Here is a 12,000-nt window from a genome sequence, read left to right on the forward strand (position 1 = left end):
AACTAGTTTTAAATGGCATTTCTGAGACCAAAGAAATAAAAGGAGAAATTATCAAAGAAAGCTCATTCGAGAATTCAGATGGGAAAATTGAAGAAGAAACATTATATAAAGGAAATGTCTACTACAAAGATGGCAGTCTTCATTTATCGGAAGGAAATTCTTCTAAAAATAAAGAAAAGGGTGATTTAAAACACTCACGACTTTTAATGCAGGAATTTTCTATTTCAAGGTCTAGTTTAAAAAGACTAGAAGTAGCTCTTAAAGGATATAGCTTTGAGACCGGTTCTGCCAGTATCACCTATAAGCTCAAAAATGAACAAGTAAATGATTATTTAGGTTTAGAAAATGATGCCCAACTTAATATGGACATCAATATTTTTGAACCAACGGTCTCAGGAAAGAATTACGGTTACTCCATCGTTTTTAGAAAAGATAGGCTCTATCATTCAGAAGGTATTGTTGGAAAATTAGAGGGAGATTAGTCGTGAACGAATCCGATGGAGATGTTTTGGGATAGTTGCCTAGATTGAAACCGCGTTCAAAAACTGATATAATAGAGTAATGATTTTAAGTCCTGAGAGAGGAGCAGTTCATGTTTAAAAAAATTGCAATGCTGATGTTAGTAGGAGGAGTAGGAATAATGGTGTTAGCTGGATGTAGTCTAAAAAGTAGCCGAAGATTTATCGAGGGGAAGGCTGCGGAATTAAGCAAGGTCTACCCAACGGAGAATCTGGAAGACTTGTTTGAAAAGTTTCCGGATGGATTTCGGATTCAAAGTGATGATCTTTATGATTATAAAGAAGGAGAGGGCTATCTGTTCCAATCTGTGAAATTGAGAGGAGATGGGGAAACTAAAAAGATAATAGGAACTATTGTTAGTGAGAAGATAACATCGAATGGAACAAAGGCTCCGACTGTAGAAAAAGTATATGAAGGTGGAGTAGTTTATAAAGATGGAATGATTCAATTGATGGATTCTCAGGCAAATGTAATGATAAGGAATCCTAAACTATTACTCCAAGAATTCACGATTAATAAAGACATCTTATCAAGATTAAAAATGGGAGGAAAAGGTTATAGTGTTGAAACAGGGAGCGCAGATATTGACTACACAATCACAGAACCAATAGTAAATAACTATATGAGAGTGGAGCAGGATAAAGAATTAAAAATGATTTTTTATATCATGTCTGGAACTGTTGAAAATAAGGCATACAGTTATACTTTTGAGATTAAAGATGGACATAACTCTCATGCGGAGATTATCAGTGGAGGTAAAACAAATGGCGTACGATGATCCGACAGTACTAGATGGGACGAATCCAACACTTGACGCTTCAGATTTATCTTATGAGTTTGAAAAAGCAAGAATTAAGGGAGCAACTGATGATGATGTAATTAAAGAGTATGATAAAACTGAAAATAAGATCAAACCCGATAATTTCCAGTATTTATCCAGCTTTCGTGATCCTGATACAGGGACGAGTGGGGTTGCCTTTAGAGATAAGACAAGTGGAAAAACGATCATTGCCTATACAGGAACCAACCCTAATAGTGACTTTTACAATGACGTGATCAAGACCGATGGTGTTAGTATTGCCTTTGGGATGGGCCATCATTATGATTCAGCTTATCAGTTTTACGAAAATGTTCTTAAAGAGAACGGTTTAAATCCAGAAGATGTTATCCTGACCGGTCACTCCTTGGGAGGGAATGTCGCTCAGCGAGTCGCTCTCAAATACAATGCTCCGGAAACCATTGTCTACAATGCGGCGCCTCTCTATATCCCTGCTGGCCTGAGCATTTTTTCTGCAAAAAATATAGCAGCGATAGATAGAGACAAGGCTAGTTTTACAGGAAACATCACACGAATTACGACACAGCAAGATCCACTGAATAATATCTCTGATCGGGTTGGTGGAGTATATGTCGGTAAAGAGTATGTTATCCCCCGTTCAGGTGGTCACATGATGTATGATTTGCGGGCAGTTGCTGATGATATCAAGTATTCGATTGCGATGGACAACATGAAAAGAAATACGGATCAAGGCCTAAAACGTGTGCAGAGCAAGAAAGATCGCTTTAAGGTCAATGATATCGGAACGGCTTCTCCAAATGGCTTGTCCAAAGCTGAACTCATCGCACTAGACTCAGAGCAGGCGCTGGTTGTTGCTAGCGGATTGTCAACCACTTCCAGTGCGGCGGTTGATTTGATTGATGCCAAAGGGACGAGTGCAGTCGATAAGGCTCTGACCGTGTATAATAGCCTCGGAGATGTACCATTCGGTTTTCTCCTATCCTCAGATGAAGTCAGAGAGACTTACAATGAATGTAATATCAACTATGGAACTATTGTTGAAGCGGTAGATAGTCATTGTCGAACTGTTAAAAAGACCGCGAAGACAGTAGCAACTTCATTTACAAATTTGGAGACAAAAATAAAAGCAGGAATTGAACAAACTGTTCAGAAAGATAAAGAATTACAAGGATTAATTGCTCATGGATAAGTGGAGTGAGATTAGGGCTAAGTTAGTGGATGCCCAAGAAGAACTCTATCAGATTGGCGATCAATACCGACAGTCAAAGGATGATTTGGATACCAAGTGGAGCTTTTTGCATGATTTTCATAAGGGATTAAATCAAAAATTTGATGAAAAACATTCCCTTGTGTTGGCAGCTTATGCAAAAATGCCGGATGCCACTGAGGACATGCTTAAGGCTACGGTGGAAACCATAAATCGGTACAGGATGGTGAGTGAAGGGGAGTATAGAACTCGGCGACGTGAGCTGGAAAGAAAATATGCCGATTTAGAAGATAGCTATAAGAGAAAGTATCGAAAACAAGAGGAAGTCATTGAGCAACTTTCTAGTGAACTAAAAGCATGTCAGGTAGATGAAAAGTAGGAGAAAAAAATGGGATTATTTGAAGATGTCGGGACTGTATCTTCTGGTATCAATAATTTTGCTAGGGAGCATATTCCAAGTGTGAGACTAGTAGAAGATGTAATGCACGGGGCTTACGACTGGGGAATAGATCAGTTACGCTCTTTTGAAGCTTATAGTAAAATTGAGAAGGAATTAGAAAAAAACATCATAAGAACCTTGTATGTGCCAGCTAAAACCCGAGCTAGAGATCGAATCATTGAAAGCTTTGATAAAGAAGTGAAGGAAATAGGTACAAAGACAAAGAAAGAGATTAATTTTGTTAATAATCAAATTGATGCAGAGATAAAAGGAGAGTTTTCAAACGCTATTCAAGATACCGTTAGTAAAGAAAATCTCAAGTGGGAAAAATTGGTTTAAAGTGAGGTAGCAAAGGCTGGCTCGCTTTTTTGGAACTCATTTTCAGTTGCCTTTTTAAACAATGAAACCCGCATCTCAAGAAGAGGTGCGGGCTTTGTAGTATCTCAAAAATTTATTTACAGTGCTTTCCCAACAAGAATCTCTGCTTCGATAGTAATCTCAGTCAACTGAGTCCAGTCAATCTTACTTTGGTCGACATGAAAGAGGAGGGGTGTCATGCTGAGTAAGGCCTGTCTTTGCTCTGCGGTGATAGGCTTGGTCAGGGAAGCTATCTGACTAGATTGGATGCTGAAATGTTCCTGGAAATGTTCCTTGATATCTTGGTTGGAATAGTCCTTCTTTGTCAGCTGCTCCTGTACGGTTTTGCGGATTTCTTTAAGGTGATTTTTGGTAGGAACGACCTTAATTAAGATACCGTTTTGAGATAAAACGCGGCGAAATTCACCGTAGTTGGCAGGCGAAAAGATATCAAGCAGGATATCCATGCTGGTATCATTTATAGGAAGACGAGCCAGGTCGCCAACGAACCAATTGACCGCCCAGTTAGGTTCACTTTTAGCAGCGATTTGGACCGAGTCTTTTGAAATGTCAAAGGCATAGAAGGTCTTATCAGAGTGACTTTCTTGGAGTTTGCGAGAGTAGAAGCCTTCGCCACAACCGATGTCCAAGACAGTTTTTGCAGATGATTTAGTCGCTAGTAGGTCCGAGATGCCTTCTAAGATAGCCTGATAAAAGCCAGCTTCTAGGATTTGCTGGCGATTTTGAAAGTTTTCTTTATCGTAGTTGGCCGATTGTTTGATTTGCGGAGCTAGATTGACATAGCCGAATTTTGCTAGGTCAAAAGAATGGCGATGATCACACTTGAGACTAGACTCTATCAAGGTCAGATTTTCTTGGCAGATGGGGCAGGAAAAGGCACTAGCGGTAGCAAAGCGCTGGAGTTTGGGTTTGAGGTTTGTATTCATAGTTTTAGTCTAGCAAAAAAAGGACTGGATAGCAAATGCCTCCAGTCTGTTTTTTAATATGTAAGGACGAAGTATTTTTTCTTACCACGTCGGATAACAGTTAGTTCGTTCTCTAACTTATCTGTGTCACTCAAGACATAGTCAAGGTCTTGGATACGGTCGCCGTTGACGTAGATAGCTCCATTTTGGACATCTTCACGGGCTTGGCGTTTTGAGTTAACCACGCCAGAAGATACAAGAAGTTCAACGATGTTGTGATTTTCGTCTGCTTGTACTTGATAGTTTGGTACGCCACGAAGTCCTTGTTTGAGTTCTTTGACAGAAAGGTTTTTGATATTTCCTGCAAAGAGTTGTTCAGTGATGTTAAGGGCTTCTTTGTAGGCTTCTTCTCCGTGGACAAGAGTCACAACTTCACGAGCGAGGACTTTTTGAGCCAAGCGTTCGTGTGGTGCTGCTTCGAATTGTTTACGGATGTCTTCAATCTCGTCTAATGACAAGAAAGTAAAGATTTTCAAGAAACGAACAGCGTCAGCGTCCATAACGTTCATCCAGAATTGGTACATTTCGTATGGAGAAGTCTTTTCAGGGTTGAGCCAAACTGCGTTTCCTTCTGATTTACCAAATTTCTTACCGGTTGCGTCTGTAATCAGTGGAACAGTAATTACATGACCAGTTTTGTCTGCCTTACGGCGCATCAACTCAGTACCAGCTGTCATGTTTCCCCATTGGTCAGATCCACCGATTTGCAGGGTAACATTGTGATCTTGGTTAAGGACAAAGAAGTCGTAACCTTGCATGATTTGGTAGGCAAACTCAGTGTAAGAAATCCCTGTTTCAATACGTTTCTTCACAGACTCCTTGCTCATCATGTAGTTGACAGTGAAGTATTTTCCGATATCACGGAGGAAGTCAATGAAGCTGATGCTGCCAAACCAGTCGTAGTTGTTGACCATGACAGCTTTATTTTCACCATTTTCAAAATCAAGAAAGCGAGAAAGTTGTCCTTGGATAGACTTGACCCAGCCATCCACTGTGTCTTTTGTTTGGAGACTACGTTCAGCATCTTTGAAGGACGGATCTCCGATGAGACCTGTAGCACCGCCAACGAGCGCATATGGTTTGTGACCTGCTAACTGCAAGCGACGACTTGTCAAGATTGCGACAAGGTGACCTAGGTGAAGGCTGTCAGCAGTTGGATCGTAGCCAGTATAATAAGAAACTTGACCTTCTTCTAGGGCTTTACGCAAAGCTTCTTCATCAGTCGTTTGAAAAATCAAACCACGCTCTTTTAGCTCATCAAAAATGTGCATGTGTCTTTTCTCCTTTTTAAAATATTGTTTCTACCTATTTTACCACAAACTTGGCAAATAACCTAGTAAAATCGGGAAGAAAGTTGCTGCTTGGACTTTTTTGGAAACGAGTGAAATATGGTATAATAGCACTAGCTTATACTCAATGAAAATCAAAGAGCAAACTAGGAAGCTAGCCGAAGGCTGTACTCGAGTACGGCAAGGCGAGACTGACGTGGTTTGAATTTGATTTTTGAAGAGTATTATTTTCAGAGAAATAGATAAAAACAGTTAAGAAAGGGGCTGAAAAATGTCTCATATTATTGAATTGCCAGAAGTATTGGCCAACCAGATTGCAGCAGGAGAAGTTATCGAGCGTCCTGCTAGTGTTGTGAAAGAGTTGGTTGAAAATGCCATTGATGCAGGCTCAAGCCAGATTATCGTTGAGATTGAAGAAGCTGGTCTAAAGAAAATCCAAATAACAGATAATGGTCACGGGATTGCCCACGATGAAGTCAAGTTAGCCCTCCGTCGTCATGCGACCAGTAAGATTAAGAGTCAAGCGGATCTTTTTCGGATTCGGACCCTCGGTTTTCGTGGTGAAGCTCTGCCTTCTATTGCTTCTGTCAGTGTTTTGACTCTTTTGACAGCGGTGGATGGTGCAAGTCACGGGACAAAGTTAGTGGCTCGTGGGGGTCAAGTTGAGGAAATCATTCCAGCGACCAGTCCTGTGGGGACTAAGGTTTGTGTGGAAGACCTCTTTTTCAATACACCGGCTCGTCTCAAGTATATGAAGAGCCAGCAGGCAGAGTTGTCTCATATCATTGACATTGTCAATCGTCTGGGACTAGCCCATCCGGAGATTTCTTTTAGCCTGATTAGCGATGGCAAGGAAATGACACGAACAGCTGGTACGGGTCAACTGCGTCAAGCCATTGCTGGAATTTATGGTTTAGCCAGTGCCAAAAAGATGGTTGAAATTGAGAATGCTGACCTAGATTTTGAAATTTCTGGTTTTGTCTCCTTGCCGGAATTGACACGGGCTAATCGTAACTATATCAGTCTCTTCATCAATGGCCGTTATATCAAAAACTTCCTGCTCAATCGTGCCATTTTAGATGGATACGGTAGCAAGCTTATGGTGGGGCGTTTTCCACTGGCTGTGATTCATATCCAGATTGACCCTTACTTAGCAGATGTCAATGTGCACCCGACCAAGCAAGAGGTGCGAATTTCCAAGGAAAGAGAACTGATGGCGCTGGTTTCAGAAGCTATCGCAAAGAGTCTCAAGGAACAGACCTTGATTCCAGATGCCTTGGAAAATCTGGCCAAATCTACGGTTCGCAATCGTGAAAAAGTAGAGCAAACGACTTTGCCACTGAGAGAAAATACGCTCTATTATGAAAAAAATGAACCGAACAGACCGACACAAGCTGAGGTGGCAGACCATCAGGTGAATCTGACGGAAGAAAGACAGGATTTGAATCTGTTTGCCAAGGAAACCTTGGACCAGATGACCAAACCAGCCAAACTCCATTTTGCAGAGAGAAAGACTGCTAACTATGACCAACTAGACCATCCAGAGTTAGACCTGGCTAGTCTGGATAAGGCTTATGACAAGTTGGAGCGGGAAGAATCTTCAAGCTTCCCAGAGTTGGAATTTTTTGGTCAGATGCACGGGACTTATCTCTTTGCACAAGGTCGAGATGGGCTCTACATCATAGATCAGCACGCGGCTCAGGAACGGGTTAAGTATGAGGAGTACCGTGAGAGCATTGGCAATGTTGACCAGAGCCAGCAGCAACTCCTAGTGCCCTATATCTTTGAATTTCCTGCGGATGATGCCCTTCGTCTCAAGGAAAGAATGCCTCTCTTAGAGGAAGTAGGCGTCTTTCTAGCAGAGTACGGGGAGAATCAATTTATCTTGCGCGAACATCCCATTTGGATGGCAGAGGAGGAAATCGAGTCTGGAATCTATGAGATGTGCGATATGCTCCTCTTGACCAAGGAAGTTTCGATCAAGAAATACCGAGCAGAGCTAGCCATTATGATGTCCTGCAAGCGGTCCATCAAGGCTAACCATCGTATTGATGACCACTCGGCTAGACAACTTCTATACCAACTCTCTCAATGTGACAACCCCTATAACTGTCCACACGGACGTCCTGTTTTGGTTCACTTTACCAAGTCGGACATGGAAAAGATGTTCCGTCGCATTCAGGAAAATCACACAAGCCTACGAGAGCTAGGAAAATACTAATACTTTTCGAAAATCAAATTCAAACTGCGTCAGCCTTACCTTGTCTAACTTAAGTTATGCCTACGGTTAGCTTCCTAGTTTATTCTTTGATTTTCATTGAGTATAAATTGAAGGGAATACTATGTACGAATATCTAAAGGGTATTATTACCAAAATTACTGCTAAATACATCGTCCTAGAAGCTAACGGTATCGGCTACATTCTGCATGTAGCTAACCCTTATGCCTACTCAGGGCAAGTCAACCAAGAAGCGCAAATCTATGTGCATCAAGTCGTTCGTGAAGATGCTCATTTGCTTTACGGTTTTCGTTCAGAAGACGAGAAAAAGCTCTTTCTCAGCTTGATCTCTGTGTCAGGTATTGGTCCTGTTTCCGCTCTTGCCATCATCGCAGCTGATGACAATGCTGGCCTCGTTCAAGCTATTGAGACCAAGAACATCACCTACTTGACTAAATTCCCTAAAATCGGGAAGAAAACAGCCCAACAGATGGTGTTGGATCTAGAAGGTAAGGTGGTTGTGGCAGGCGATGACCTCCCTGCTAAGACTGCAGCTCCATCTAGCAGTGACAACCAAGAACTGGAAGAAGCTATGGAAGCCATGTTGGCACTGGGCTACAAGGCAACTGAGCTTAAGAAAATCAAGAAATTCTTTGAAGGAACTTCAGATACTGCTGAAAACTACATCAAATCTGCCCTTAAGATGTTGGTGAAATAGGAGAACTCTATGCCAAAACGCTGTGGCTGGGTTAAAATGAACAACCCTCTATATGTAGCCTACCACGATGAGGAATGGGGTCAACCTCTCCATGACGACCAAGCCCTTTTTGAGTTGCTCTGCATGGAGATTTATCAGGCGGGCCTATCCTGGGAAACGGTGCTCAACAAACGACAAGCTTTCCGAGAAGCCTTTTATGGCTATCAAATTCAAGCAGTCGCAGAGATGACTGACACCGAATTGGAAGCTTTAATGGATAATCCAGCCATCATCCGCAATCGTGCCAAGATATTTGCGACGCGGGCCAACGCTCAGGCCTTTCTACAAGTTCAGAATGAATATGGTTCTTTTGATGCCTATCTTTGGTCTTTTGTCGGTGGGAAGACGATTGTGAATGATGTACCTGACTATGCTCAAGCACCAGCCAGAACAACCTTGTCTGAGACATTGTCTAAGGATCTCAACAAACGAGGCTTTAAGTTTACGGGTCCTGTTGCAGTTTTGTCATTTCTACAAGCTGCAGGTTTGGTTGATGACCACGAGAATGATTGTGAATGGAAAGGTCTTAAATGATGTCTAACAAAAATAAGGGAATTCTGATTTTTGTAATTCTCTATACAGTTCTCTTTGTGTTTGATGGTGATAAATTGCTGGCTTCTGTGACGCCATCTGCCATTGAGAATTATCTACAATATCTACTCTATGTAGTATTAGCTCTATATGGCTCTTTCTTGTTCAAGGATAGATTGATTCAACAATGGAATGAGATTAGAAAGACTAAAAGAAAATTCTTCTTTGGCGTCTTAACAGGCTGGCTCTTTATCATTCTGATGACGGTTGCCTTTGACTTTATATCAGGAATGTTGAGGCAGTTTTTGGCGCTAGACGGACAAGGTCTAAATCAGTCGAATATTCAAAGTACCTTTCAAGAGCAACCACTACTGATAGCCGTTTTCGCCTGCATCATAGGACCTATAGTAGAAGAACTCTTTTTCCGTCAACTCTTATTGCATCACCTGCAGAAAAAACTGTCAACTTGGCTAAGCATTTTTCTGGTAGGACTTGTCTTTGCTCTGACTCATATGCATAATGTAAGTTTATCAGAGTGGATTGGTGCAGTCGGATACCTAGGTGGTGGCCTTGCCTTTTCTATTATTTATGTGAAAGAAAAGGAGAATATTTACTATCCCCTATTTGTTCACATGTTAGGGAATAGCCTCTCCTTCATCATTTTAGCCTTGTCTTAATTTTATACATAAAAAAGCAACCGCTCGATGTGGTTGCTTTTTCTTTTTATATTAGTTGTATTCTTATAGAGCAGTAAGGAAGGTTAGTCCTCCAAGGACAACCCCGGCTGAGTTTGGAATGATTAGAATCCAGTCTTTCTTAGGCTCTTTTGTCCATCCATAAATGACCCAGATTAAGCAAGAGACTGCTGCTGATAAAGGTTGGAATGGTTGAGCTTTGTTTCCTTGTAAATTGGCAAAAATTTGAGGGATGTAGGCTATAAATACAATAATCCCGATAAAGGCACCAATTGAACCAACAACTTGATTAATTCTCTGTTTAGTCATATATATTTCTCCTTATTACTTTATTAGTATAACAGAAAAACAACTTGGATTCAAGGACAAAACCTCGGGATTCTAAGGAAAGACTTTACATTAGAACGTTTTTAGAAAATGTAGCTACTTTTCTTTGGAGAATAAAAAAAAGCTTTGGAGCCATAATAAAAGTAGTCTGTCTGTAAAACACACTACTTTTATTGTTTATCTTAATATCTAGCAGGTCCAGCACTTGCGCTCTTGATGTTGAAACGTTTTTTGAGGTAGAAACGTAGGGCAAGGAGAACTCCTCCGATAACCATCAAAACAAGAGGAGGTAGACTGACGTTGATAGAGGCTGGAATGAAGTTACTGAAGAATAGGATGATGACCCAAGCAAACATGGTTGCTAGCATGACCAAGAGTGATTTCCAGAATGGAGGGCGTTGGCTACGGTCAACATCTGGACTATAGTAGCGGTAGATGAAGTGGTAGAGAAGGTAAAAAGCAACTCCACCAAAGGCTCCAACACTGATGAGGGTCACTACACCGTAGGCTACAGGTTGGTTAGTGAAAAGACTCATCAGACCACTTACGATACCAAATAAACCTGTGATGAAAAGGGCTGAATCCATGATCATGAGTTTTGGATCTTCATTTTCCTTAGGATGCTCTTTCTCATACTCTTCTTGTTTAGTAAAGCTGTGAGCCCAGTGAGTTGGCGCTCCATAGATTGAACGAGCAGTTACTCCCTTTGGCTGTTCCTCAAGGATGTGGGGAATGACTTCTTCAAGGATAGCCTTGATTTCAGCATCTGTTTTTCCATCCTTTAGAAATTGCTGGGTAGCAATATGGATAAATTCCTGGTTTTTCTTTGTTAATTCTTTTAAATCAATCTGTGACATAATAACTCCTGTTAGAACCATTTTTTATGGATGAGATAGAGAGTGAGAGAAACACTCAGAGCGAAGGCGATGAAGACGATGAGCCAGAAAGCGTTTGGTTCCCCGTTTAGAGGGATTTCATTGTCTTTAAAGTTCATACCGTAAGCCGAGAAGATCATGGTTGGGATAGACATAACGATGGTCACAAGGGCCAAGGTTTTCATGATATTATTCTGGTTGTTTGAAATGATTGATGCAAAGGTATCTGTCATTGAGTGCAAGATATTTCCATAAATATCTGCCATCTCGATGGCCTGTTGGGTTTCAATCAAGGTATCTTCTAGCAGGTCTTCGTCCTCAAGGTATTTCTTAATATTACTAGTAGCGCTAGTCAGCTTTTTAATCACGCGCTCATTTGTCTTAAGAGAGGCTTTAAAGTAGACGATAGTCTTTTCCAACTCCATGAGTTCAATCAATTCTTCGTTTCGAGTAGATTTGTGAAGTTGGCTTTCAATTTGGTCACTCTTACGTTCAATCGAACGAAGGGCTGTTAGGTATATTTCGGCGTTGCGGTAGAGGATTTGGAAGATAAAGCGAGAACGCATAAAGGTGTAGAAATTCCGAAGTCTACGGTTGATGAAGATATCTAGAAGCGGTAGAGGTTCCAAACAAGTGGTAATAATGGCCTCTTCTGTGATGATAATCCCTAAGGGGATGGTCACATAGTAGGTGCGATTATTTCTCTCTTCAGTAATGGGAACGTCCACGATGATCAGAGTGTATTCATCTTCAATCGTGATACGAGACATTTCTTCCGCATCGAGTGGTGCACGGAGGTCCGCGATATCAATATCAAAGGCAGAAGCAATTTCCATCGATTCGCTTTGGGTAGGATTGACGAGATTGATCCAAGTGCCCGGCTGGAGCGTATCGATCTCTTTAAATTCTGTTGTTGTTGAGAGAAAGACTTGTTTCATATCCCCTATCCTTTCCTAATCTATTCTGTGTTTAAGTGATTTTTAGCACCGTACTATTATACT

General features: G+C 41.2%; 14 protein-coding genes. 9 read left to right on the top strand and 5 right to left on the bottom strand.

Annotation, left to right across the window (positions count from 1 at the left end):
• From HMPREF9423_RS09990 to HMPREF9423_RS10010, 5 genes are all read left to right on the top strand, one after another.
• Positions 1-482, top strand: a 482-nt coding sequence (locus HMPREF9423_RS09990) for a hypothetical protein (protein ID WP_006149200.1), incomplete at its 5' end; no start/stop codon positions are given.
• A gap of 110 nt (positions 483-592) precedes the next feature.
• Positions 593-1,297 carry a hypothetical protein gene (locus HMPREF9423_RS09995; RefSeq protein ID WP_006149201.1) on the top strand — a complete coding sequence of 235 codons (705 nt, stop codon included), beginning with the start codon at positions 593-595 and terminating at the stop codon, positions 1,295-1,297.
• Positions 1,284-2,507, top strand: a complete 1,224-nt coding sequence (locus HMPREF9423_RS10000) for a Tle-like phospholipase domain-containing protein (RefSeq protein ID WP_006149202.1) — start codon at positions 1,284-1,286, stop codon at positions 2,505-2,507. Before HMPREF9423_RS09995 ends, HMPREF9423_RS10000 begins: the two co-directional genes overlap by 14 nt.
• On the top strand, positions 2,500-2,904 hold the full coding sequence (locus HMPREF9423_RS10005) for a hypothetical protein (RefSeq protein WP_006149203.1): 405 nt from the start codon (positions 2,500-2,502) through the stop codon (positions 2,902-2,904). The genes HMPREF9423_RS10000 and HMPREF9423_RS10005 overlap by 8 nt, the downstream gene beginning before the upstream one ends.
• 9 nt (positions 2,905-2,913) lie before the next feature.
• Positions 2,914-3,303: a hypothetical protein gene (locus tag HMPREF9423_RS10010; protein ID WP_006149204.1), complete on the top strand. Its 390-nt coding sequence runs from the start codon at positions 2,914-2,916 to the stop codon at positions 3,301-3,303.
• Between the two features lie 116 nt (positions 3,304-3,419).
• Here the strand turns inward: HMPREF9423_RS10010 and HMPREF9423_RS10015 are convergent, their stop codons facing one another.
• Complete coding sequence (locus tag HMPREF9423_RS10015) at positions 3,420-4,268, bottom strand: putative RNA methyltransferase (protein ID WP_006149205.1); 849 nt, start codon at positions 4,266-4,268, stop codon at positions 3,420-3,422.
• A 53-nt stretch (positions 4,269-4,321) separates the two neighbouring features.
• Positions 4,322-5,578: a tyrosine--tRNA ligase gene (gene tyrS, locus HMPREF9423_RS10020; protein WP_006149206.1), complete on the bottom strand. Its 1,257-nt coding sequence runs from the start codon at positions 5,576-5,578 to the stop codon at positions 4,322-4,324.
• Between the two features lie 289 nt (positions 5,579-5,867).
• Here tyrS and mutL point away from each other — a divergent pair, with 289 nt between their 5' ends.
• From mutL to HMPREF9423_RS10040, 4 genes are all read left to right on the top strand, one after another.
• On the top strand, positions 5,868-7,817 hold the full coding sequence (gene mutL, locus HMPREF9423_RS10025; RefSeq protein ID WP_006149207.1) for a DNA mismatch repair endonuclease MutL: 1,950 nt from the start codon (positions 5,868-5,870) through the stop codon (positions 7,815-7,817).
• Between the two features lie 121 nt (positions 7,818-7,938).
• The gene (ruvA, locus tag HMPREF9423_RS10030; protein ID WP_006149208.1) at positions 7,939-8,532 is read left to right on the top strand and encodes a Holliday junction branch migration protein RuvA; all 594 of its coding nucleotides are present in this window, start codon (positions 7,939-7,941) and stop codon (positions 8,530-8,532) included.
• Positions 8,533-8,541: 9 nt separating this feature from the next.
• Complete coding sequence (locus HMPREF9423_RS10035; RefSeq protein ID WP_006149209.1) at positions 8,542-9,105, top strand: DNA-3-methyladenine glycosylase I; 564 nt, start codon at positions 8,542-8,544, stop codon at positions 9,103-9,105.
• On the top strand, positions 9,102-9,779 hold the full coding sequence (locus HMPREF9423_RS10040; protein ID WP_006149210.1) for a CPBP family intramembrane glutamic endopeptidase: 678 nt from the start codon (positions 9,102-9,104) through the stop codon (positions 9,777-9,779). Before HMPREF9423_RS10035 ends, HMPREF9423_RS10040 begins: the two co-directional genes overlap by 4 nt.
• Before the next feature lie 63 nt (positions 9,780-9,842).
• Here HMPREF9423_RS10040 and HMPREF9423_RS10045 read toward each other — a convergent pair whose 3' ends face one another.
• From HMPREF9423_RS10045 to HMPREF9423_RS10055, 3 genes are all read right to left on the bottom strand, one after another.
• Complete coding sequence (locus tag HMPREF9423_RS10045) at positions 9,843-10,106, bottom strand: SemiSWEET family transporter (protein WP_006149211.1); 264 nt, start codon at positions 10,104-10,106, stop codon at positions 9,843-9,845.
• 200 nt (positions 10,107-10,306) lie between these two features.
• Positions 10,307-10,981 carry a DUF1129 domain-containing protein gene (locus tag HMPREF9423_RS10050; protein ID WP_006155798.1) on the bottom strand — a complete coding sequence of 225 codons (675 nt, stop codon included), beginning with the start codon at positions 10,979-10,981 and terminating at the stop codon, positions 10,307-10,309.
• Between the two features lie 11 nt (positions 10,982-10,992).
• Complete coding sequence (locus HMPREF9423_RS10055; RefSeq protein WP_006149213.1) at positions 10,993-11,937, bottom strand: magnesium transporter CorA family protein; 945 nt, start codon at positions 11,935-11,937, stop codon at positions 10,993-10,995.
• Between the last annotated feature and the right edge of the window lie 63 nt (positions 11,938-12,000).

Origin of the sequence: Streptococcus infantis ATCC 700779, assembly GCF_000187465.1 — a bacterium.
GTDB classification, from domain to species: domain Bacteria; phylum Bacillota; class Bacilli; order Lactobacillales; family Streptococcaceae; genus Streptococcus; species Streptococcus infantis.

Coding starts and splice junctions, on each gene's coding strand:
- HMPREF9423_RS09995 (WP_006149201.1), top strand. CDS start 593: ATGTTTAAAAAAATTGCAATGCTGATGTTAGTAGGAGGAGTAGGAATA.
- HMPREF9423_RS10000 (WP_006149202.1), top strand. CDS start 1,284: ATGGCGTACGATGATCCGACAGTACTAGATGGGACGAATCCAACACTT.
- HMPREF9423_RS10005 (WP_006149203.1), top strand. CDS start 2,500: ATGGATAAGTGGAGTGAGATTAGGGCTAAGTTAGTGGATGCCCAAGAA.
- HMPREF9423_RS10010 (WP_006149204.1), top strand. CDS start 2,914: ATGGGATTATTTGAAGATGTCGGGACTGTATCTTCTGGTATCAATAAT.
- HMPREF9423_RS10015 (WP_006149205.1), bottom strand. CDS start 4,268: ATGAATACAAACCTCAAACCCAAACTCCAGCGCTTTGCTACCGCTAGT.
- tyrS (WP_006149206.1), bottom strand. CDS start 5,578: ATGCACATTTTTGATGAGCTAAAAGAGCGTGGTTTGATTTTTCAAACG.
- mutL (WP_006149207.1), top strand. CDS start 5,868: ATGTCTCATATTATTGAATTGCCAGAAGTATTGGCCAACCAGATTGCA.
- ruvA (WP_006149208.1), top strand. CDS start 7,939: ATGTACGAATATCTAAAGGGTATTATTACCAAAATTACTGCTAAATAC.
- HMPREF9423_RS10035 (WP_006149209.1), top strand. CDS start 8,542: ATGCCAAAACGCTGTGGCTGGGTTAAAATGAACAACCCTCTATATGTA.
- HMPREF9423_RS10040 (WP_006149210.1), top strand. CDS start 9,102: ATGATGTCTAACAAAAATAAGGGAATTCTGATTTTTGTAATTCTCTAT.
- HMPREF9423_RS10045 (WP_006149211.1), bottom strand. CDS start 10,106: ATGACTAAACAGAGAATTAATCAAGTTGTTGGTTCAATTGGTGCCTTT.
- HMPREF9423_RS10050 (WP_006155798.1), bottom strand. CDS start 10,981: ATGTCACAGATTGATTTAAAAGAATTAACAAAGAAAAACCAGGAATTT.
- HMPREF9423_RS10055 (WP_006149213.1), bottom strand. CDS start 11,937: ATGAAACAAGTCTTTCTCTCAACAACAACAGAATTTAAAGAGATCGAT.